20 protein-coding genes are annotated in these 19,370 nt (G+C 70.5%); 4 read left to right on the forward strand and 16 right to left on the reverse strand.

The genetic code is table 11. From position 1 onward, the window contains the following. Positions 1-48: 48 nt before the first annotated feature. The 6 genes from trmD to ftsY form a co-directional block, all read right to left on the reverse strand. Positions 49-894, reverse strand: a complete 846-nt coding sequence (gene trmD / locus B4915_RS04270) for a tRNA (guanosine(37)-N1)-methyltransferase TrmD (RefSeq protein ID WP_105804611.1) — start codon at positions 892-894, stop codon at positions 49-51. After that, on the reverse strand, positions 891-1,544 hold the full coding sequence (gene rimM / locus B4915_RS04275) for a ribosome maturation factor RimM (protein ID WP_105804612.1): 654 nt from the start codon (positions 1,542-1,544) through the stop codon (positions 891-893). Before rimM ends, trmD begins: the two co-directional genes overlap by 4 nt. Further along, positions 1,544-1,810: an RNA-binding protein gene (locus B4915_RS04280; protein WP_181158455.1), complete on the reverse strand. Its 267-nt coding sequence runs from the start codon at positions 1,808-1,810 to the stop codon at positions 1,544-1,546. Before B4915_RS04280 ends, rimM begins: the two co-directional genes overlap by 1 nt. 5 nt (positions 1,811-1,815) lie before the next feature. Continuing rightward, on the reverse strand, positions 1,816-2,229 hold the full coding sequence (rpsP, locus tag B4915_RS04285; protein WP_105804613.1) for a 30S ribosomal protein S16: 414 nt from the start codon (positions 2,227-2,229) through the stop codon (positions 1,816-1,818). Positions 2,230-2,397: 168 nt separating this feature from the next. Next, entirely contained in the window at positions 2,398-3,960 is a 1,563-nt protein-coding gene (gene ffh, locus B4915_RS04290) for a signal recognition particle protein (protein ID WP_105804614.1), read from the reverse strand. A 66-nt stretch (positions 3,961-4,026) separates the two neighbouring features. Continuing rightward, positions 4,027-4,902: a signal recognition particle-docking protein FtsY gene (gene ftsY, locus B4915_RS04295; protein WP_105804615.1), complete on the reverse strand. Its 876-nt coding sequence runs from the start codon at positions 4,900-4,902 to the stop codon at positions 4,027-4,029. Positions 4,903-5,232: 330 nt separating this feature from the next. Between ftsY and B4915_RS04300 the strand changes: the two genes are divergently transcribed. From B4915_RS04300 to B4915_RS04315, 4 genes are read left to right on the forward strand one after another with little or no spacing between them, the layout of a single operon-like run. After that, positions 5,233-6,570 (forward strand): branched-chain amino acid ABC transporter permease, encoded by a 1,338-nt coding sequence (locus B4915_RS04300; protein ID WP_245907336.1) that lies wholly within the window; start codon positions 5,233-5,235, stop codon positions 6,568-6,570. Positions 6,571-6,578: 8 nt separating this feature from the next. Further along, positions 6,579-7,568: a branched-chain amino acid ABC transporter permease gene (locus tag B4915_RS04305; protein ID WP_105804617.1), complete on the forward strand. Its 990-nt coding sequence runs from the start codon at positions 6,579-6,581 to the stop codon at positions 7,566-7,568. Beyond that, on the forward strand, positions 7,561-8,529 hold the full coding sequence (locus tag B4915_RS04310) for an ABC transporter ATP-binding protein (RefSeq protein WP_105804618.1): 969 nt from the start codon (positions 7,561-7,563) through the stop codon (positions 8,527-8,529). The genes B4915_RS04305 and B4915_RS04310 overlap by 8 nt, the downstream gene beginning before the upstream one ends. Then, complete coding sequence (locus tag B4915_RS04315; RefSeq protein WP_105804619.1) at positions 8,526-9,290, forward strand: ABC transporter ATP-binding protein; 765 nt, start codon at positions 8,526-8,528, stop codon at positions 9,288-9,290. Before B4915_RS04310 ends, B4915_RS04315 begins: the two co-directional genes overlap by 4 nt. Before the next feature lie 89 nt (positions 9,291-9,379). Here the strand turns inward: B4915_RS04315 and B4915_RS04320 are convergent, their stop codons facing one another. The 10 genes from B4915_RS04320 to coaD form a co-directional block, all read right to left on the reverse strand. Beyond that, positions 9,380-10,672, reverse strand: a complete 1,293-nt coding sequence (locus B4915_RS04320) for an ABC transporter substrate-binding protein (protein WP_105804620.1) — start codon at positions 10,670-10,672, stop codon at positions 9,380-9,382. Positions 10,673-10,876: 204 nt separating this feature from the next. Then, positions 10,877-14,623: an AAA family ATPase gene (locus tag B4915_RS04325; RefSeq protein ID WP_105804621.1), complete on the reverse strand. Its 3,747-nt coding sequence runs from the start codon at positions 14,621-14,623 to the stop codon at positions 10,877-10,879. Positions 14,624-14,781: 158 nt separating this feature from the next. Then, entirely contained in the window at positions 14,782-15,378 is a 597-nt protein-coding gene (locus B4915_RS04330; protein WP_105804805.1) for a class I SAM-dependent methyltransferase, read from the reverse strand. Positions 15,379-15,409: 31 nt separating this feature from the next. After that, complete coding sequence (locus tag B4915_RS04335; protein WP_105804806.1) at positions 15,410-15,829, reverse strand: TA system VapC family ribonuclease toxin; 420 nt, start codon at positions 15,827-15,829, stop codon at positions 15,410-15,412. After that, positions 15,819-16,073 carry a hypothetical protein gene (locus B4915_RS04340; RefSeq protein ID WP_105804622.1) on the reverse strand — a complete coding sequence of 85 codons (255 nt, stop codon included), beginning with the start codon at positions 16,071-16,073 and terminating at the stop codon, positions 15,819-15,821. The genes B4915_RS04335 and B4915_RS04340 overlap by 11 nt, the downstream gene beginning before the upstream one ends. Before the next feature lie 311 nt (positions 16,074-16,384). Beyond that, positions 16,385-17,335, reverse strand: a complete 951-nt coding sequence (mutM, locus tag B4915_RS04350) for a bifunctional DNA-formamidopyrimidine glycosylase/DNA-(apurinic or apyrimidinic site) lyase (RefSeq protein ID WP_105804623.1) — start codon at positions 17,333-17,335, stop codon at positions 16,385-16,387. Between the two features lie 14 nt (positions 17,336-17,349). Continuing rightward, entirely contained in the window at positions 17,350-18,012 is a 663-nt protein-coding gene (gene rnc, locus B4915_RS04355) for a ribonuclease III (RefSeq protein WP_105804624.1), read from the reverse strand. 61 nt (positions 18,013-18,073) lie between these two features. Next, positions 18,074-18,277, reverse strand: coding sequence for a 50S ribosomal protein L32 (rpmF, locus tag B4915_RS04360; protein ID WP_017885009.1), 204 nt, complete (start codon positions 18,275-18,277; stop codon positions 18,074-18,076). Positions 18,278-18,288: 11 nt separating this feature from the next. Beyond that, positions 18,289-18,876 (reverse strand): YceD family protein, encoded by a 588-nt coding sequence (locus tag B4915_RS04365; RefSeq protein WP_105804625.1) that lies wholly within the window; start codon positions 18,874-18,876, stop codon positions 18,289-18,291. Next, positions 18,876-19,370, reverse strand: a complete 495-nt coding sequence (coaD, locus tag B4915_RS04370; RefSeq protein WP_105804626.1) for a pantetheine-phosphate adenylyltransferase — start codon at positions 19,368-19,370, stop codon at positions 18,876-18,878. The genes B4915_RS04365 and coaD overlap by 1 nt, the downstream gene beginning before the upstream one ends.

Below are 19,370 nucleotides of genomic sequence, written 5' to 3' on the forward strand. Positions count from 1 at the left end.
AGCCTACCGTCGGCGGCGGCCCGCGGGCGGCGTGCTCCCGGCCGCGGCTCAGTCCGCCGCGTGCCTCCCGCGCGCCTCTCCGCGCAGTTCGCGCGGCAGCAGCTCCGGCCGCACGCGCCGCGTGCGCTCGATGCGCTGCTCCCGGCGCCACGCCTCCACGGCTGCGTGGTCGCCGCTGAGGAGCACCGGGGGCACGGACCGCCCCCGCCACTCGGCCGGCTTGGTGTAGCTCGGGTACTCGAGCAGCCCCTCCGCCTCGTGGGACTCCTCGACGAGGCTCTCGGGGTTGCCCACGACGCCCGGCACGAGTCGCGCGATCGCCTCGATCATGGCGATCGCCGCGACCTCACCGCCGTTGAGGACGTAGTCGCCGATGCTCACCAGCCGCACGCGGCCGCGCTCGGCGTACTCGTCGAACACGCGCTGGTCGATGCCCTCGTAGCGGCCGCAGCCGAACACCAGGTGCCGTTCGCCCGCGAGCTCCCGCGCCATCCGCTGGTCGAAGACCTCGCCCGCGGGCGAGGGGAAGACGATCAGCGGTTCCTCGGGCGAGGGCGTCTCCGCCTGCTCTGCCGCCTGCTCCGCCCGCTCCCCCGCCTGCGGCGTGCCACCCGGCACCGCCGAGCCTGCTTCCCCTCCGCCGCCCGCGCCGGCGGCCGAGGCCGCCTCGGAGAGGATCCCGTCGAGGACCTCGCCCCACGGTTCCGGCTTCATCACCATGCCGGCGCCGCCGCCGGCCGGAGTGTCGTCGACGGTGCGGTGGCGGTCGTGGGCGGCATCGCGCAGATCGTGCACGCGCACGTCGATGAGTCCCTTGCGCTTCGCCCGTCCCATGAGCGAGAGCTCCAGCACATCGAAGTAGCCGGGGAAGATCGAGACGAGGTCGATCCTCACGGGCGAGACCCTCCTGCGTCGCCGGAGCTTCCGGATTCACCGGTCTCTCCGGGGCCCCCGGCCTCACCCTCAGCGACGTCGATCTCCTCGAAGAGGCCCGCCGGCGGAGTCACCCGCACCACGCCGGCCTCGACGTCCACGCTCGGGACGATGGCTTCGACGAAGGGCACGAGCACGGTGCCGCCGGGCGTGTTCACCGCGAGCAGATCCTGCGCGGGCATGTGCTGCACCTCGGTGACGGTGCCGAGCACCACGCCATCGCGTTCGACGCGCATGCCCACGAGCTGGTGGTCGTACCAGGCGTTCTCCTCCGCGCCGGCGGCTACGGCTTCCTCGTCGATCCAGAGGATGGCGCGCACGATGCTCTCCGCTGCCGTGCGGTCGGGCACCTCCGCGAAGAAGCCGACCGGGGCGTCGTTGAACCAGCGCAGCTCGCGCATCGTGATGGTGCGACCGAACCAGGGCGAGTCCTCGGGGACCTGGAGCTGGAACTCGGCTCCCGGGACGAAGCGCAGCTCGGGATTGTCGGTGAAGAGCTCGAGCTTGATGCCGCCTTTCAGGCCGTGCGGCTTGGTGAGCCGCCCGACGCGCAAACTCCCCGCCCCGCGAGCGGGACGGGGAGCTCGCGGACGCTCGCGCGCCTCGGCCATCAGGCGTCGCCCTCCGGTTCGCCGTCCGTGTCGACGACGTCCACGCGCACCCGGCCGTTCTCCGCGAGGCTCGAGACGAGGGTGCGCAGCGACGAGGCCGTGCGCCCGCCGCGGCCGATCACCCGGCCGAGGTCGCTCGGGTGCACGCGCACCTCGAGCACCTCTCCGCGCGGGGTGTCGCGCACATCGACGCGCACCCGCTCGGGGTGGTCGACGATGCCGCGAACCAGGTGGTCGAGCGCATCGGCCAGCGCGTGCCCGGCCAAGAGGGTCAGTCCTCGCTCGTCTCGGCGGCGGCGTCCTCGGACGATGCCTCCGCAGCGGGAGCCGGCTTCTCGGCCTTGGGCCGCAGCACGGTCTTCTTGGAGGCGTCGGCCTCGAAGACGGGCTTCGGCTCGACGGGCTTCACCTGCGACTCGGTGCTGCCCTCGCCGCTGAACTTGCCCCAGTCGCCGGTCAGCTTGAGGATCGCGGCGACCTGCTCGGTCGGCTGCGCCCCGACGCTCAGCCAGTACTGGGCGCGATCGGAGTCGACCTCGATGAGCGAGGGGTTCTCGGTCGGGTGGTACTTCCCGATCTCCTCGATCACGCGGCCGTCGCGCTTGGTGCGCGAGTCGGCGACGACGATGCGGTAGTAGGGCGCGCGGATCTTGCCGAGGCGCTTGAGGCGGATCTTGACAGCCATGAGTGACTCCTTGAGTGATGTGTGACGCCGTACCCGCTACGGGCCGGAAGCCGAGACGCGCCGGTGCGCGAACTCGTCAATCCTGCCACACCGGCGCGTGAAAATCAATTTTTGTCAGGATCAGGGATTTTGCGAGCAAAGCGACCCTTGGAGCACCCGGGCCGAAGGCTAGCGCAGCCCCTTGCCCAGCATCTGCTGCAGCTTCGCCAGCTCCTCCTCGCTCGGCTGGGCCTTCCCGCCCGCGCCGAGGCCGAAGCCCGATCCGCCGGCCTGCGCAGGCCGCGCCACGGCGCCCGCGGCCTCCTGCGCCCGCTTGGCCGGGTTGCCCGAGCGCTTCGCACCCTTGCCCTTGCCCTGCGGCTTCTTCTTGCCGCCGTGCCCGCCCATCCCCGGCATCGGTCCCATGCCCGGGATCTGCGGCACGCCCCCGCGGGCCACGGTCTTCATCATCTTGGCGGCCTGCTCGAAGCGCTGCACCAGCTGATTCACATCGGTGACCGTCACCCCCGAGCCCTTGGCGATGCGCAGGCGGCGGGAGCCGTTGAGGATCTTCGGGTTCTGCCGCTCCTCGCGGGTCATCGACTGGATGATGGCTTCGGTGCGCACGATCTCGCGCTCGTCGAAGCTGTCCAGCTGCTCCTTCATCTTGCCCATGCCCGGCAGCATGCCCATCATCTTCTTGATGGACCCGGCCTTGCGCAGCTGCTGCATCTGGCCGAGGAAGTCGTCGAGGGTGAAGGCGTCCGAGGCGATCTTCTCGGCGACCTTGCGCGCCTCCTCCTCGTCGAAGGCCTGCTGGGCCTGCTCGATGAGGGTGAGGATGTCGCCGAGGTCGAGGATCCGGCTCGCCATGCGGTCCGGGTGGAAGGGCTCGAAGTCGCCGAGGCCCTCGCCGGTGGAGGCGAACAGGATCGGGCGGCCGGTGACGCTGCGGATCGACAGCGCGGCGCCGCCGCGCGCGTCGCCGTCGAGCTTGGTGAGCACGACGCCCGTGAAGTCTACGCCCTCCTGGAACGCCTGCGCGGTGGCGACGGCGTCCTGTCCGATCATGGCGTCGATGACGAAGAGCACCTCGTCGGGATCGGTGGCCTTCCGGATGTCGGAGGCCTGCTGCATGAGCTCGGCGTCGACGCCGAGGCGACCCGCCGTGTCGATGATGACGAAGTCGTGCTGGGTGCGGCGGGCCTCCGCGACGCCGTCCTTCGCGACCCGCACCGGATCGCCCACGCCGTTGCCGGGCTCGGGCGCGTAGATGTCGACGCCTGCCTGCTCGGCGACCACGCCGAGCTGGGTCACGGCGTTGGGGCGCTGCAGATCGCAGGCGACGAGCAGCGGGGTGTGACCCTGGTCGCGCAGCCACTTCGCGAGCTTGCCCGCGAGCGTCGTCTTTCCCGCGCCCTGCAGGCCAGCGAGCATGATGATGGTCGGCGGGTTCTTCGCGAACTGCAGGCGGCGCTGCTCCCCGCCGAGGATCCCCACCAGCTCCTCGTTGACGATCTGCACGACCTGCTGCGCCGGGTTCAGCGCCTGGTTCACCTCGTCGCCGAGGGCGCGCTCGCGGACCGTGGCGGTGAAGGCCTTGACCACGTCGAGGGCGACGTCGGCCTCCAGCAGCGCGCGCCGGATCTCGCGAACCGTGCCGTCGACGTCAGCGGCCGAAAGCTTGCCCTTCGAGCGGAGGTTCTTGAAGGTCTCGGTCAGCCGAGCAGACAGGTTTCCGAAAGTAGCCATAGCCCGGCCAGTCTACCCGCTCCGCGCCCGCTCCCGCCGACGGGGAGCCGCGTCGCCGGACCGCCCTCAGCCGACGAGCTGAGCGGCGAAGACGTGCGGCGTGAATCCGGTGAGATCACCGATCCCCTCGCCCTGTCCGACGAGCTTGATCGGCAGGCCGGTCTTCTCCTGCACCGAGAGCACGAAGCCGCCCTTCGCGGAGCCGTCGAGCTTGGTGAGCACGAGCCCCGTGACGCCGGCGTGCTCGATGAAGGCCTCGGCCTGCGCAAGGCCATTCTGGCCCGTGGTCGCATCGAGGACGAGCAGCACCTCGGCCACCGGGACCTGCTTCTCGATCACGCGGCGCACCTTGCTGAGCTCGTCCATCAGCCCGCCCTTCGTCTGGAGCCGGCCCGCGGTGTCGATGATCGCGACGTCGTAGCCCTCAGACCTGGCCCGCTCCACGGTCTGGAAGGCGACCGAGGCAGGATCCTGGCCCTGCTGCTGCGGCTTCACGATGTCGACGCCGGCGCGCTCCGCCCAGGTGCCGAGTTGCTCGACCGCGGCGGCGCGGAAGGTGTCTGCGGCGCCCACGAGGATGCGCTTGTCGAAGGCGGTGAGGTAGTTGGCGAACTTGCCGATGGTGGTCGTCTTGCCCACGCCGTTCACGCCGACCACCAGGATCACCGCGGGTCGCTCGGAGAGGCGGAGCGTCGGATCGTAGGCGGCGAGGCGCTCCTCGATCGCGTCGCGCAGCATGCCGCGCATCTCCTTCACCTCGGTGACGCGGTGGCGCTCCACATCCGCGCGGAGGCGGCCCAGGATCGACTCCGTGACGTCCGGCCCGAAGTCCGCGGTGATGAGCGCCGTCTCCAGTTCGTCCCAGGTGTCCTCGGTGATGAGCTCGGGACCGCTGAAGATGCTTCGGAACGCTTTCGAGAAAGACCAGGATCGCTCAGCCATGCTCACGATCCTAGCCGTGCCGCGGGGCGCACCCCTCGCGAGCACCGTCGGCCTCGGCGGACCGCGGAGCGCGCCAGGAGGCGGCGCACTGCCTCCGGCCGCCGCGGATCCGGCCCCGGTTTCTCGGGCTCCTCCAACGCGGCAGGCCGCCTCCCCGTCCCGCATGTCTCGGATCGACAACGATGCCGGGCCGCCCCGCGCTCGGTTACGCGCCGTCACACGATGCGGGTATATTTGGGCGACACCTTGTGCGAAGGGACGCTCCGCGCCCCACGTTCATTGACCAACGGAGGTCCGATGAATCGAACACCCCCACGGCGAGGAACGGCAGTGAAGGCGCTGCTGCTGCTCGTCCTCACGGCCCTGCTCAGCGCGCTCGGCGTCGGCGGACTCAGCTCCCCCGCCTACGCCGCGGACTGTGCTCCCGACGCATCGACCGCTTGCGTGCAGGGCGTCATCAAGCTCGCGAGCGGCGAGCCGGCTCCCGGTATCGCCGTCACCCTCAGCGGCGGCGGCGAGGAGCAGGAGACCACCACCGACGCCACCGGGAAGTGGGTGTTCAGCGTCACCGAGGCGGGCAGCTACACGGTCGCCGTCGACGAGGCCTCGCTCCCCGAAGGGCAGTTCTTCCGCAGCGCGGACAGCCGCGAAGTGGAGGTCCAGCTCAATAGCCAGGCGAGCGCTCTCTTCCCCCTCACGGACGACCCCGAGGCGGTGCAGCAGCCCGCGGGCGAGGACGAAGACGAGGCGGCCACGGCGGGTGCCTCGCGGAGCTCGGCCGATCCGTTCTCGTGGCCCCGCTTCTGGCAGCAGTTCGTGTCTGGCATCCGCATGGGCCTGCTCATCGCGCTCGCCTCGCTCGGCCTCTCGCTGGTGTTCGGCACGACCGGCCTGAGCAACTTCGCCCAGGGCGAGATGGTGACCATGGGCGGCCTGCTCGCGGCGCTCTTCATGGGCCTCACCGGCAATCTCTGGCTCGCCGGCCTGCTGGCGGTGATCGCCTCGGCCGGCTTCGGATGGGCGCAGGACAAGGTGCTCTGGAAACCGCTCAGGAAGAAGCGGCTGAGCCTGATGCAGCTGATGATCGTGTCCATCGGCCTCTCGATCACGCTGCAGTACACCTTCCAGTTCTTCTTCGGCTCGGGCGTGGTGCGCATCGACCGCGGCACCGCCGAGACCATCACCCTCGCGGGGGTCACGCTCACCGTGCAGTCCTACATCGCGATGGGGGTCTCGCTGCTCGCGATCATCGCCGTCGGACTCGGGCTCATGTTCACCCGCTTCGGCCGCGCCACGCGCGCGATCTCCGACAACCCGGCGCTCGCCCGCGCCTCGGGCATCGACGTCGATCGGGTCATCAACATCGTCTGGGTCGTCGGCGGCGGCCTCGCGGGGCTCGCAGGGGTGTTCTTCGGACTCGTCTTCAACGGGCTGAACTGGTTCACGGGCGGCACGATGCTCCTCATGTTCTTCGCCGCGGTGACCCTCGGCGGACTCGGCACCGCGTTCGGCGCCTTCGTGGGCTCGATGATCATCGGCATGATGGTGGAGCTGACCAACATCTGGCTGCCCGGTGACCTGAAGTACGCGACGGCGCTGCTGCTGCTCATCCTCATCCTGCTGGTCCGGCCGCAGGGCATCTTCGGTCGTAAAGAGCGGATCGGCTAAGGGGCATCATGAACTTCTGGATCGAACTCCTGCAGAGCATCGTGCAGACCGCGCTCTCCCCGACGACCGCGGCCTTCGTGCTCGCGGCCATCGGCCTCAACATCCACTTCGGCTTCACCGGCCTGATGAACATGGGGCAGGCGGGCTTCATGCTGATCGGAGCCTACGGCTTCGGCATCTCGGTGTCGTTCTTCGGCCTCGGCTTCTGGCCCGCGCTGATCATCGCGATCGCCGCGGCGGTGGTCTTCGCCCTGATCCTGGGCATCCCCACGCTGAAACTGCGCGGCGACTATCTCGCGATCGTCACCATCTCCGCCGCGGAGATCGTCCGCATGACCGTGAAACTCGCGGTCCTGCAGGACATCACGGGCGGCCCGAGCGGCATCCCCGGCCAGCGCTACCGCCCCGTGTTCACCGAGCTGTCCCCGCTGCCCGAGGGCAAGACCACCTTCCTCGGGCTCACCTACGCGAACACGGGCGTCGACGACTGGTGGACCCGGATCGTGGCCTGGGGCCTCGTCGCGCTGTGCCTGCTCATCACCTGGCTCCTCATGCGCAGCCCGTGGGGCCGCGTGCTCAAGGGCATCCGCGAGGACGAGGACGCGGTGCGCAGCCTGGGCAAGAGCTCCTACGCCTACAAGATGCAGGCGCTGATCCTGGGCGGCGTGATGGGAGCCTTCGGCGGCATCGTCATGGCCCTGCCGGCCGCGATGCAGCCCGACTCGATGGGGCGCCCGACCACCTTCAACCTCTGGATGATCATGCTGCTCGGCGGCGCCGCCACGATCTTCGGGCCGCTACTGGGCAGCATCCTCTTCTTCGTGGTCCGGCTGCTGCTGACGAGCCTCGCCGGCGAGTTCATTCCGAGTTCCCTGCTCAGCTCCCAGCAGACGGAGCAGCTGGCCTGGATCCTGATCGGCATCTCGCTGATCCTGCTGGTCGTGTTCAGACCGCAGGGAATCCTGGGCAACAAGAAGGAGCTGTCGTTCAATGTCTGAGCCGAACTACCCCTACGACCGGCAGGCACTCCGGGCAGAACTGGCCACGCTGGAGCAGGTGCCCGGGGTCCCCAAACCGGATCCGATCCTCACCGTCGATCGCATCGAACGACGCTTCGGCGGCATGACGGCGGTGAACGTCGAGCACCTGGAGGTCCCGCGCGGCGCCATCACCGCGCTCATCGGGCCCAATGGCGCCGGCAAGACCACCTTCTTCAACCTCATCACCGGCTTCGACCAGCCCTCGAACCGGCGGCGGCTGATCGGAGGCGGCGAGGCGAAGTGGGCATTCAACGGCAAGGACCTGCGGCGCACCGGGGCCTCCCAGGCCGCCCGCGCTGGCATGGTGCGCACCTTCCAGCTGACGAAGGCGCTCGGCCGCATGACCGTCATGCAGAACATGCTCATCGGGGCGAACAACCAGCCGGGTGAGAACCTCTTCGTGGGCCTCGTGAAACCGCTCTGGGCTGCGCGCGAACGTGAGAACGTCGCCCGCGCGGAGGAGCTGCTCGCGCGCTTCAAGCTCGATGCCAAGAAGGACGACATGGCGGGCGACCTCTCCGGGGGCCAGAAGAAGCTCCTCGAGATGGCGCGGGCGCTCATGTCGGACCCCGCGATGGTGATGCTCGACGAGCCGATGGCAGGCGTCAACCCGGCTCTCACGCAGAGCCTGCTCGGGCACATCCAGGCGCTGCGCGACGAGGGGACCACGGTGCTGTTCGTCGAGCACGATATGCACATGGTGCGGCACATCAGCGACTGGGTGGTCGTCATGGCGCAGGGAGAGATCATCGCGGAGGGCCTTCCCGAGGACGTCATGACGAGCCAGGCCGTCGTCGACGCCTATCTCGGCGCCCACCACGACAAGGATCTCGGCGACGACGAGGCGCTCACCACGGGCGTGCTCAGGTCCATCGCACAGGAGGTCGAGGCCGAAGAGGTCCAGGAGGAGAGCCGATGAACGATCAGCAACGACTCGTGGTGAAGGCCGACGAGTTGCACGCGGGCTATCTGCCGGGCATCAACATTCTCAACGGCTGCACACTCGAGGCCTATGCCGGCGAGCTGGTGGGCATCATCGGCCCGAACGGCGCGGGCAAGTCGACGCTGCTGAAGGCGCTGTTCGGCCTCGTCGACATCCGCCAGGGCAGTGTCACGCTCGACGGCGAGGACATCACGCACGCCGCCACCGACCAGCTCGTGCGCAAGGGCGTCGGCTTCGTCCCCCAGACGAACAACGTGTTCCCCTCGCTGAGCATCGAGGAGAACCTCCAGATGGGGCTCTTCCTGAAGCCCAAGGAGTTCGCGAGCCGCGCGGCGCAGATGTGGGAGCTGTTCCCCATGCTCGCGGACCGCCGCAAGCAGCGGGCCGGATCCCTCTCCGGCGGTGAACGGCAGTCGGTGGCGATGGCGCGCGCCCTCATGATGGATCCGAAGGTGCTGCTGCTCGACGAGCCCAGTGCCGGCCTCTCCCCCGTGCGGCAGGACGAGACCTTCATCCGCACCCGGCAGATCAACAAGACGGGCGTGACGATCATCATGGTGGAGCAGAACGCGCGGCGCTGCCTGCAGATCTGCGACCGCGCCTACGTGCTCGACCAGGGACGCAACGCCTACGACGGGCCCGGCCGCGAACTGGCCAACGACCCGAAGGTGATCGAACTGTATCTCGGCACGCTCGCCTCGGAGGTCGAGACCCGGACGGGCGGCGACGCGGCCTGAGACAACGCGAAGAGGGCCGGTTCCCGCGGGAACCGGCCCTCAGTCGTGCTCGGCGGCGCCGGGCCGAGTGCTCGGCGCCGCCAAAGCCCTTACTTCGTCTGGCCCTCGACCGCCTTCTGGAAGACGGGGTTGTTCGAAGCATCGTACTTGTAGATGCCGATGAACGCCGAGGACGGGTCGTTGTTGTCGTTCAGCGGGCCGGTGCCCGCCTTGCCGGTGTAGTGGATGTCCTTGCCGTCGTCGAGCAGCGCCTTGCAGTCGGCGAAGCTGCTGCACTCCTCGCCGCCGTCGGCACCGGAGACCGCGTGGAGCTCGCCCTTGATCGAGTCGGCGTCGGTCGCCCCGGCCTTCTCCGCGGCGAGCGACACGAGCATCACCAGGTCGTACGCCTCCGGCGCGTAGGTGAAGCTCGCCAGCTCCTTGCCGTACTGATCGGTGTAGATCTTCTTGAGCTGCGCCTGGAAGTCGTCGTTGGCCTGAGCACCCGGGATCGAGCCCTGCGCGCCCTCCAGCGTGCCCTCGGGGAACTCGTCGCCGTAGCCGTTCGCATTGCCGTCGACCAGGTAGAAGTTCGAGAGGTCGAGACCCTGGTTCACGGCCTCCGGGACGATCTGCTTGAACTGGTCGTAGGTGACCACGACGATGGCTTCGGCTCCCGAGTCCTTCACCGCGGTGATCTCCGAGGCGAAGGAGGTCTGCTCGGTCGGGAACTCGTTGCCCTCGCCCTTGCCGCCGTAGACGACCTCGGCGCCGCCGGCCTCGACGGTCTCCTGGATCACGTCGCGCAGGCCCAGGCCATAGGGATCGTTGAAGGTGAGGAACGCGACCGTGCTCTTGCCGTCGGAGAGGATCTGGTTGCCGAGCGCGTCGCCCTGCACCGTGTCCGGCGGTGCGGTGCGGAAGTAGTTCGGGCTGATCCCGCTGAGGTCCGCCGCGGTGTTCGACGGGGACCCCATGAGGATGCCGGCCTCCGCGATGCGGTCGACCACGTGGGAGCTGCGCCCGGAGCCCATGGCCCCGAGCACGAACGCCGGATCGGCGGCGATGACATCGTCGGCGCCCTTCTCGACCACGGTGAGATCGCTCGCGTCGCCCTCGTTGCCCTCGGCAACGATCTCGATCGGCTGGCCGAGCACGCCGCCGGCGGCCTCGACGTCGGCGAGCGCCTGCGCGATGCCCGCCTGCACGGGAGGCATCAGGAAGCCGAGCGAACCGGTCTGCGGGAGCAGCGTGGCGATCTTCAGCGCCTCGGTGCTTCCCGAACCGCCCTCGTCGGTGGCGGCGGGCTCGTCCGAGCTCGTCGTCGAGCATCCCGCCAGCACCAGCGCCGCGCTCGCCAGCAGCGCGAACGCGCCCGCAGTTCTCTTGGAGTAAACCCTCATTGGTTACGCCTTTCTCAGATGTGAGTGACGCCCCCTCATCGGAGCGCTGAGTCTAGAGAATAGTCGGCAGCGCACCGCGACGGCCAATCGATCACAGCGGCGAAACAAAGTTGTTAGAAAACTCGGGCGCACCGCCGTGGGCGAACGACAAGCCGGCCTCTGCGAGCGGAGCGCGGAAGCGGAGCGCGGAAGCGGCCCGCGCCCTCAGCCCTCCTCGCGGCCGATCCGCTGACCGACGACCGCCGAGATCCCGTCCTGCCGCATCGAGACGCCGTAGAGCGCGTCGGCGATCTCCATCGTGCGCTTCTGGTGGGTGATGACGATGAGCTGCGAGTTCTCGCGCAGCCGCTCGAAGACCTGCAGCAGGCGTCCCAGGTTCGCATCGTCGAGCGCCGCCTCGACCTCGTCGACGATGTAGAACGGGCTGGGCCGCGCCTGGAAGATCGCGATCAGCCACGCCACCGCCGCCAGCGACCGCTCCCCGCCGGAGAGCAGCGACATCCGCTCCACCTTCTTGCCGGCGGGCCGCACGGCGATATCGATGCCGGTGTTCAGCAGGTCGTCGGGATCGCTCAGCGCGATCTCTCCCGATCCCCCCGGGAAGAGGATCGGGAACACCTCGGCGAACGCGGCGCGCGTGTCCTCGAAGGCCTCGGCGAAGATGCCCTGCATCTTCTGATCGAGCTCCTCGATGATCGAGAGCAGATCGGCGCGGGTCTTCGTGAGGTCACTCAGCTGCTCCGAGAGGAATCGGTGGCGCTGTTCGAGCGCGGCGAACTCCTCCAGGGCGAGCGGGTTGATGCGGCCGAGCTGGGCGAGACGGCGCTCGGCGCGTGCGAGACGCTGCTCCTGCTGCTCCCGCGTGAGGGCGGCGGGATCGGGTTCGCCCGCGCTCGGCTCCGCAGAGGCGTCCGGCGCGGCGGAGCCGGCTGGCTTCTCCAGCCCCAGCTCGGCGGCGAGCTCGGCTTCGAGACGGTTGGCGTAGGCGGGGACGGAGGCGGGATCGTGCTCGGGATCGCCGTCCGCACCGGGTGCGCCGGGAATCGCGGCACCGTCGGCGCTCGATGCTTCGTCCGCGTGTTCCGAGCGCGGGGGCGCGCTCGGGACCGGGCGCGCGCGAAGCGGGGCTTCGCTCATAGCGCGCGGTCCATACTCGGCGATCAGCACCTCCTCGACGAGTCCCAGCTCGTTGCCCGCGCGTTCGAGCAGCGCGGAGAGCTGCAGCTTGCGCTCGTAGCTCTTGAGCTCGGCGCCGTGCACGCGCTCGGTGAGCGCACCCAGCTGCTGTCGCAGCTTCGACTCCTCCGCACGCAGCAGGGTCAGTTCCTGGCCGTGGCGCGCCCGCTCCTGCTCGGCGCGCTGCTGTTCGAGCCGCGCCTCGGCCAGCGAGCGGTCGCAGGCGTCGAGGATCGCCGGCAGCAGGCCGGCCACCCGCTCGGCCTGAGCGACCTGACGCGAACGCAGCACGGCACGACGGGCGGCCTCCTCGGCCGCGCGGCGTTCGAGCTCCAGCTGCTCGGCAAGGGTGTCCCGGTGCGCGGTCCCGGCGCGGGCGCGCTCGCGCGCCGTCTCGAGCGCGAGACGCGCTTCCATCTCCGCGGCTCGGGCCCGCTCCAGCTCCTGCACGAGCCCGTCGCGCTGGCTCGCGTCGAGGATCGGCCGCGGCTCCGCCTCCGCCTCCGCGAGGGCCTGCACGGCGCGGTCCGCCTCGCGGTTCGCGGCCTCGGCGGATTCGGCGACCGCCGTGATCGCCTGCCGCGCGCGTTCCGCTTCCGCCTGCGCGGCCTCCGCACGGGCCGCGAGCCGGTTGCGCTCCTTCGAGAGCTCGGCCAGGCGGGCGTCGGCGGCACGCAGCTCGGCGTAGGCCTGCTGGGCATCGCTCTTGGCACGCGCGGCCTGTGCGCGCAGTTCGGCGAGCTCCGCCTCGGTCTCCGCGATCTGCTCGGCGACGGCCGCGCGCCGCTGCTCCGCCTGTTCCAGTTCGGCGGTGAGTTCGATGCGCGAGGGGGCGAGTCCGGATCCGCCGCTCAGCGTGTGCTCGGTGAGCACGTCGCCGTGCGCGGTGACAATCGTGAAGCCGAGCGCCGGGAACCGCTCGCGCAGCCGCTCGGCGGCTTCGATCGCCGCGGGCAGCTCCCCGGCGATGTAGCTGCGGGCGAGCAGCCCGCGGACGCCCTCCGGCGCCTCGAGCAGCACCTCCGAAACGCGGGTCAGGCCGGGCACATCCGGCGCGTCCGCCGGCACGGAGCCGCTGCGCGCGATGACGGCGCGCATGCGGCCGAGATCCCGGTCGCGGGCCACCGTCACCGCGCTCTCGGCCGCTGCGGGCGTCTGCGCGAGCAGTGCATCGGCGAAGACGCCGAGCGCCGCCCCGACGGCCGCCTCGAAGCCTTCCCGGACGCGCACGCGCTCGGAGATCCGCTCCCCGATCCCGCCGAGATCCTCGGCCAGCAGCGCGGCCGAGGCATCCCGCTGGTCGAGCGAGCGGGTGAGCGCGCTCACGCGGGCTTCGAGACCGGCCCGCTCCTGCTCGAGCGCGTGCAGGCGATCCCGGGCCTCGTCGCGCGCCTGCTCGCCCGCGGCCTGCCGGTCCTGCGCCGCCCGGTAGAGGTCGTCGAGACCCGTCTCGGGCGTCTCGCCGATCTCTTCGCGCTGCTCGAAGTCGGCGAGCTGCTGCCGGGCCTCCTCCGATCGCGTCTCCGCCTGCGCCACCGCCTGCTCGCGGCGCGCCAGCTCCTGCGCCACGGCGTCGCGCTTCTGCTCGGCGGCTTCGGCGCGCCCGCGCAACTGGGAGAGCTGCAGATCGTGCCGCGACACGAGCTCGCTCTGCGCGGCGATGTGCTCGTCGATGGCATCGAGGGCCTGCTGCGCCTGGCGGGTCGAGGCGCCGGCGCGCTGCCAGCGCGCCTCGGCCTCGGGGATCCTCGCCTCGAGGCGGGCGGCCTCCTGCGCGGCTTCGTCCACGGCGCTGCGGCTGAGCCGGTTCACCTGCTCGGGGGCCTCGGCCTGCGTGGCGAGGAAGGTGAGCCGCTGCTGGGTCTGCGCGAAGAGCCCGCGCAGCTTCGACTGCGCCGATTCGAGGCCGAGGGTCACGCGGCGGGCGGCGTCGAGCTCCTCGCTCTCGCGGTCCTGTTCCAGGCGCTCGATGCGGAGCTGCTTCTGCTCGATCTGCTCCTGCAACACGATCCGCTCCGAGTGCTGCTCGGTCTCCTCCCGGGCGAGGGCGTCGAGCTCGGTGCGCAGCCGGAGCACGTCGTCGGCGAGCAGCCGGGCCTTCGCATCGCGCACCTCGGCAGCGATTCCCTGCGCCTGCTTGGCGACCTCGGCCTGCCGGCCCAGGGGCTTCAGCTGGCGCCGGATCTCGCCCGCCAGGTCGTTCAGGCGGGTGAGGTTGGTCTCCATCGCCTCCAGCTTGCGCAGCGTGCGCTCCTTGCGGCGGCGATGCTTCAGGATCCCGGCCGCCTCCTCGATGAAGCCGCGCCGGTCCTCGGCGGTCGCCCGCAGCACCGCGTCGAGCTGCCCCTGGCCCACGATGACGTGCATCTCGCGGCCGAGTCCGGAGTCGCTGAGCAGCTCCTGCACGTCGAGCAGGCGGCACGCCTCGCCGTTGATCGCGTACTCGCTGGAACCGTTGCGGAACAGCGTGCGGCTGATCGTCACCTCGGTGTATTCGATGGGCAGCGCGCCGTCGCTGTTGTCGATGGTGAGGCGCACCTCGGCGCGGCCGAGGGGACCGCGGGTGGAGGTGCCGGCGAAGATGACGTCCTCCATCTTGCCGCCGCGCAGGGTCTTCGCCCCCTGCTCCCCCATCACCCAGGCGAGCGCGTCGACCACATTGGACTTGCCGGACCCGTTCGGCCCGACGATCGCGGTGACGCCCGGCTCGAACTGGAAGGTCGTCGGCTGCGCGAACGACTTGAAGCCCTTGAGCGTCAGGCTTTTGAGGTGCACTCCGCCCCCTTCCGTTCTCCCGCCGGCCCGCCGCGCACCAGCCGATCCCTATGACTGTACCCGCTCGGCCCGCTCTCGCCCCCGATTGACCCTCATGCCGCCGCTGAACGGCCCACGGGCCGGGCGCGGGTGCCGGTCCCGGAGCGCGTCGCCGATGCTCAGCGGGTGGCGAGGAGTGCGCCGTGGGTGCGGCCGGGGCGGATCTCGCGGCTTTCCGTGTGCACCACGCTGAAACCCGCGGCCTCGACTTCAGCGGCCAGCAGCGCGATCGGCCAGGCGTGCGCGGTGGTGATCGCGTGGTCGAAGGACGCGAGGCGTTCTCCCGCGAAGAATCCGAGCAGCAGACCACCGCCGGGTCGCAGGCAGCGCGCGAACTCCGTGAGCGCCGCTCCGATCCGATCCGGTGCGGTGTGGATGAGCGAGTACCATGCGAGCACGCCGCCGAGCGTTCCGTCCGCGACGCCCAGCGCCTCCGCCTGCGCGATCCGGTAGCGGCTCTCGGGATACGTCTCCCGGGCGAGCTCGATGAACTCCGTCGTGGGGTCGATCCCCTCGGCATCCGCTCCCAGCAGGCGCAGGTGATCGGTCCACTGGCCGGGCCCGCAGCCGACGTCGAGGATGGGGCCGTCGATCCCGGAGGCCCAGCGCGCGACGAGGGCGAGGTCGGCCTCCTCCACGTGCTCGATCCGCCCCACCGCGGCTTCGTACTCACCCGCGCGCCGCCCGTAGGCGCCGCGCACTCGCTCGACGCTCACCGCGCGCCCCGCGGAGGCACGGAGCCGACGCTCACGCGCTCCAGACTTCGACATGCCGCCGGTCCTCGGGCACGAGGGAATCCCTGAGCGAGGCGTCGAAGGTCGCCAGCCGGGTCTCGTGGGAGGCGGCGAGGTTGACCAGCCAGAGGTCGGTCACCTGGCGTCGCCCCATCAGCACTCGCGTGTCGATCCTGGCCTCTGCGAGCGTGCCGGTGTCGTGGAGGAACGTCCATCCGCGAACCCGTCGTATCGCGGCGAGCTGCGCGAGGGCTTCTGCGCCGCTCACGCGACGTCCGACCACTTGTTCCGTCAGCAGCAGGCGCAGCAGCCCTGCCTCCGTCGCGGGGCAGGTGCTCCACTGCCCCAATCGAGCGAAGCTGGTGTGAGCGGCGGCATGATGCACGTGCTGATCCCATGTCAGTGCGAGCAGCACGTTGACGTCAAGCAGCATGTCCGTCACCGGCGATGTCGGCATCCTCGTCGCGATACGCGGCAACAAGTTCGTCCGTGACCGGGCGGCCGACGACGCCGCGCAGCACCGGGAAACCAGTCTCTGCAGCGGAGTCCAGGGGAGGACGGCTGATACCCGCGAGTGCGAGTTCGGAAACCGCTCTCCCGAGCGAGATCCTGTCCGCATTCGCCTTGGCACGGGCAGCGCTCAGCACGACGGGGTCGAGATCGAGCGTGGTTCGCATATACGCATCATAACATCAGAGCATCACTTCCCTGAACCGGCAGCACTCACTCAGTCACCTCACGTCGCGTGCGAGGAGGCCGCCGGGCCGCCGTGGGTGCCGCCGGGGCGGATCTCCCGGGTCTCTGAGGAGGTCACGGTGAGACCCCGTTCTCCCGCGAAGAACCCGAGCCGCAGGCTACCGCCGGGTCGCAGGCAGCGCGCGAATTCGGCCAGCGCCGCCCCGATCCGATCCGGTCATCGTCATGCAGCCATGATGGCATCATCGAATTCACATGCGTAACGGTCGGACGCCACAGGCATGCCACGCGTTCACCGCCGCCGCTGGCAGCGGGGGCAGAAGTGGGAGGAGCGGCCGGCGAAGGGGATGCGGCGGATCGGCTCACCGCAGCGCGGGCACGCCTCGCCGGTGCGCCCGTAGGCGTTGAGCGAGTGCGCGAAGTACCCCGCCTGGCCGTTGACGTTGACGTACTGGGCATCGAAGCTGGTGCCGCCCTCGGCGAGGGCCTGGGCGAAGACCTCGCGCACGCGCTGCAGCAGTTCATGGGCCTTCCGCGGCCCGATCCGGAGGCCGGGCGTGGCGGGGTGCAGCCGCGCGCGCCAGAGCGCCTCATCGGCGTAGATGTTGCCGACGCCGCTGATCAGGGACTGGTCGAGCAGCAGGGCCTTGACGGCGGTGCTGCGCGATCGCAGAGCCGTGACGAAGGCGAGATCGTCGAAGGCGGCATCGAGCGGGTCCCGGGCGATGTGCGCGGCCTGGCCCGGCACCCAGCCCCCGCCCGCGGCCGGTCGCAGCGCGTCGAGCGCGAGCGAGCCGAAGAGGCGCTGATCGGCGAAGTCGAGGCGCAGCTCGCCGTGGGCGGGGTGCTCGATCCAGAGCCGCACCCGCACGTGCCGGTCGTCGGGGGCGTCGAGCGAGCGCAGCAGCAGCTGCCCGCTCATGCCGAGGTGGGCGAGCAGGGCGGTTCCCGCGGCTTCCTCTGCGAGCGGGATCCAGAGGAACTTGCCCCGCCGCTCGGGCGCGGCGAGGCGGATACCCGTGACCCGCCGCTCGAAGTCCGCGGAGCGGAACAGGCCCGCCTCGGCGGTGAGGGTGACCCCGTGACCGCCGAGGCCGTCGTCCGCCGCAGCCCCGTCGGCGCCGAGCGGCACGTGCCGCTTCAGGGCTCGCGGATCCCGCACCTCGGCCGCGATGACCCGCGCCCCCGCGACCGCGGGAGCGAGCCCCGCGCGCACCACCTCGACCTCGGGCAGCTCGGGCATGCAACGCTCCCCCGCTATTCGCCGCGACGCGCGCGCAGCTGGGACACCGCGTCGCGGGCGGCCGCGAGCTCGGCGACCTTCTTGCTCGTGCCGGTGCCGGTGCCGGTCACGCCGTCGAGCGTCACCCGGGAGGTGTAGCGCCGGTCGTGGTCCGGTCCGCTTCCCACCGTCTCATAGGGCGGGTGCGGCTGCCCGATCCGCGCCGCCTCCTTCTGCAGCGTGGTCTTGGGGTCCAGAGTCACCGTGAAGCGCTCCGGGTCTGCGAACAGCGGCGCGACGAGCTGCAGCACGAAGCGGTCCGCGGTCTCGGGAGAGGTCGACAGGAACACCGCCCCGATGATCGCCTCGACGGCGTCGGCCAGCAGCGAGTCCTTGTCGCGCCCGCCGGTGCGTTCCTCTCCCCGCCCCAGACGCAACGAAGCGCCGATGCCGAGCCCGCGCGCCACCTCGGCCAGCGCGACCGTCGACACGAGCGCGGCACGGCGCTTCGCCAGCTCGCCCTCGCTGAGCTCGGGGTAGTCCCGGTAGAGCTTGACGGTGACGGCCTGCCCGAGAATGGAGTCGCCGAGGAACTCCAGGCGCTCGTTGTGAGGCGCGCCCCCGTGCTCATACGCCCACGAGCGATGCGTCAGCGCGAGCCGCAGCAGTTCCGGGTCGACCTGCACGCCGAAGGGCACGAGAAAGCCGTCGGGCTCACCCTGGGGCGTTCCCGACGGCTCTCGAAGCTTGCGGGCCAAGTTACGCGTCGGCGACCTTGCGGCCCTTGTACTCGAGGAACAGGGCGTTGCCCTGCGAGTCCTCGACGACGCGGGCACGGTGCGGCAGGCTGTAGACGGTGCGGCCGTTCTCGACGGTCTTCACCAGCTTCGGGGCCTCGGCCTTCCACGCCGAACGACGGTGACGGGTGTTCGAACGCGACATCTTGCGCTTGGGAACAGCCATGATTCTCTCTCCTACTTGCTTGCGGACCCGGGATTCCCACCCGAGCCGGGTTCATCTTCAGCCTCGACCTCGCCCGCCCGATCGCTCGGGCCGGCCTCGAAACCGGCCAGCGCCGCCCACCTCGGATCGAGATCCGCGCCGGGCGCCACCACAGCCTCGGCCTCGCGCAGCTCACCGGACTCGGGATCGAGCCCCGGGCAGTCCGGGCGACACACAGGCTGAAACGGCAGTGCGAGCACTACCGCGTCTCGGAGCGGGGGTTCAAGATCCACGTGATCACCGTGAACCCCATACTCGTCGGCCTCCGAAGGAGTATACGCGAAAAGCTCTTGAAACTCGACTCGAAACGGCGTGGTGAAGTCCCTCAGGCAACGGCCGCACTCCGCGTGGACGGTGGTGCGCACCTCGGCGGAGACGAGCACCCCCTCGTGCACCGATTCCAGCCGGAGCTCCAGCTCGATCGCCTCGCCCTCGGGCACCCAGGCGAGCCCCTCGCCCAGCTTCTCGGGGGCGTCGAGCACGCGGGAGCGCTCACGCATCTCGCCGGGCCGGTGCAGGAGGTCGCGGACGCTCTCCTGGAATACGCGCGAGCCGGCCATCAGGCGGGCCGGTTCCGGTCGAGGAAGCGCGCCACGGCGGACGGCACATAGGGGCTCACGTCCCCGCCCAGCGAGGCCACCTGACGCACGAGCGTGCTGGAGACGTGGGCGTGGGCGGGATCCGGGAGCATGAACATGGTCTCGACGTTCGCGAGGCTCCGGTTCATCAGCACCATCGGCGTCTCGTAGGCGACGTCGATCTGGGAGCGGATCCCCTTCACCAGCACCGAGGCGCCGACCTCGGTGCAGTAGTCCACGAGCAGCCCCACCGACCAGGACGCGACGAGCACGTTGCCGGGCATCTCGGGATCCTCCTGGAGGGACTTCTGGATCAGTCCCACGCGCTCCGCGATCGGCAGCATCGCGTCCTTCCCCGGATTGTGGACGACGAGGACGTGGACCTGATCGAACACGCCGGCCGTGCGGCGGATGACGTCGAGGTGCCCCAGGGTGACCGGGTCGAACGAGCCCGGTACGACGGCGATCTTGCTCAT

This window comes from Leucobacter massiliensis (genome assembly GCF_002982315.1).
GTDB classification, from domain to species: Bacteria; Actinomycetota; Actinomycetes; order Actinomycetales; family Microbacteriaceae; genus Leucobacter; species Leucobacter massiliensis.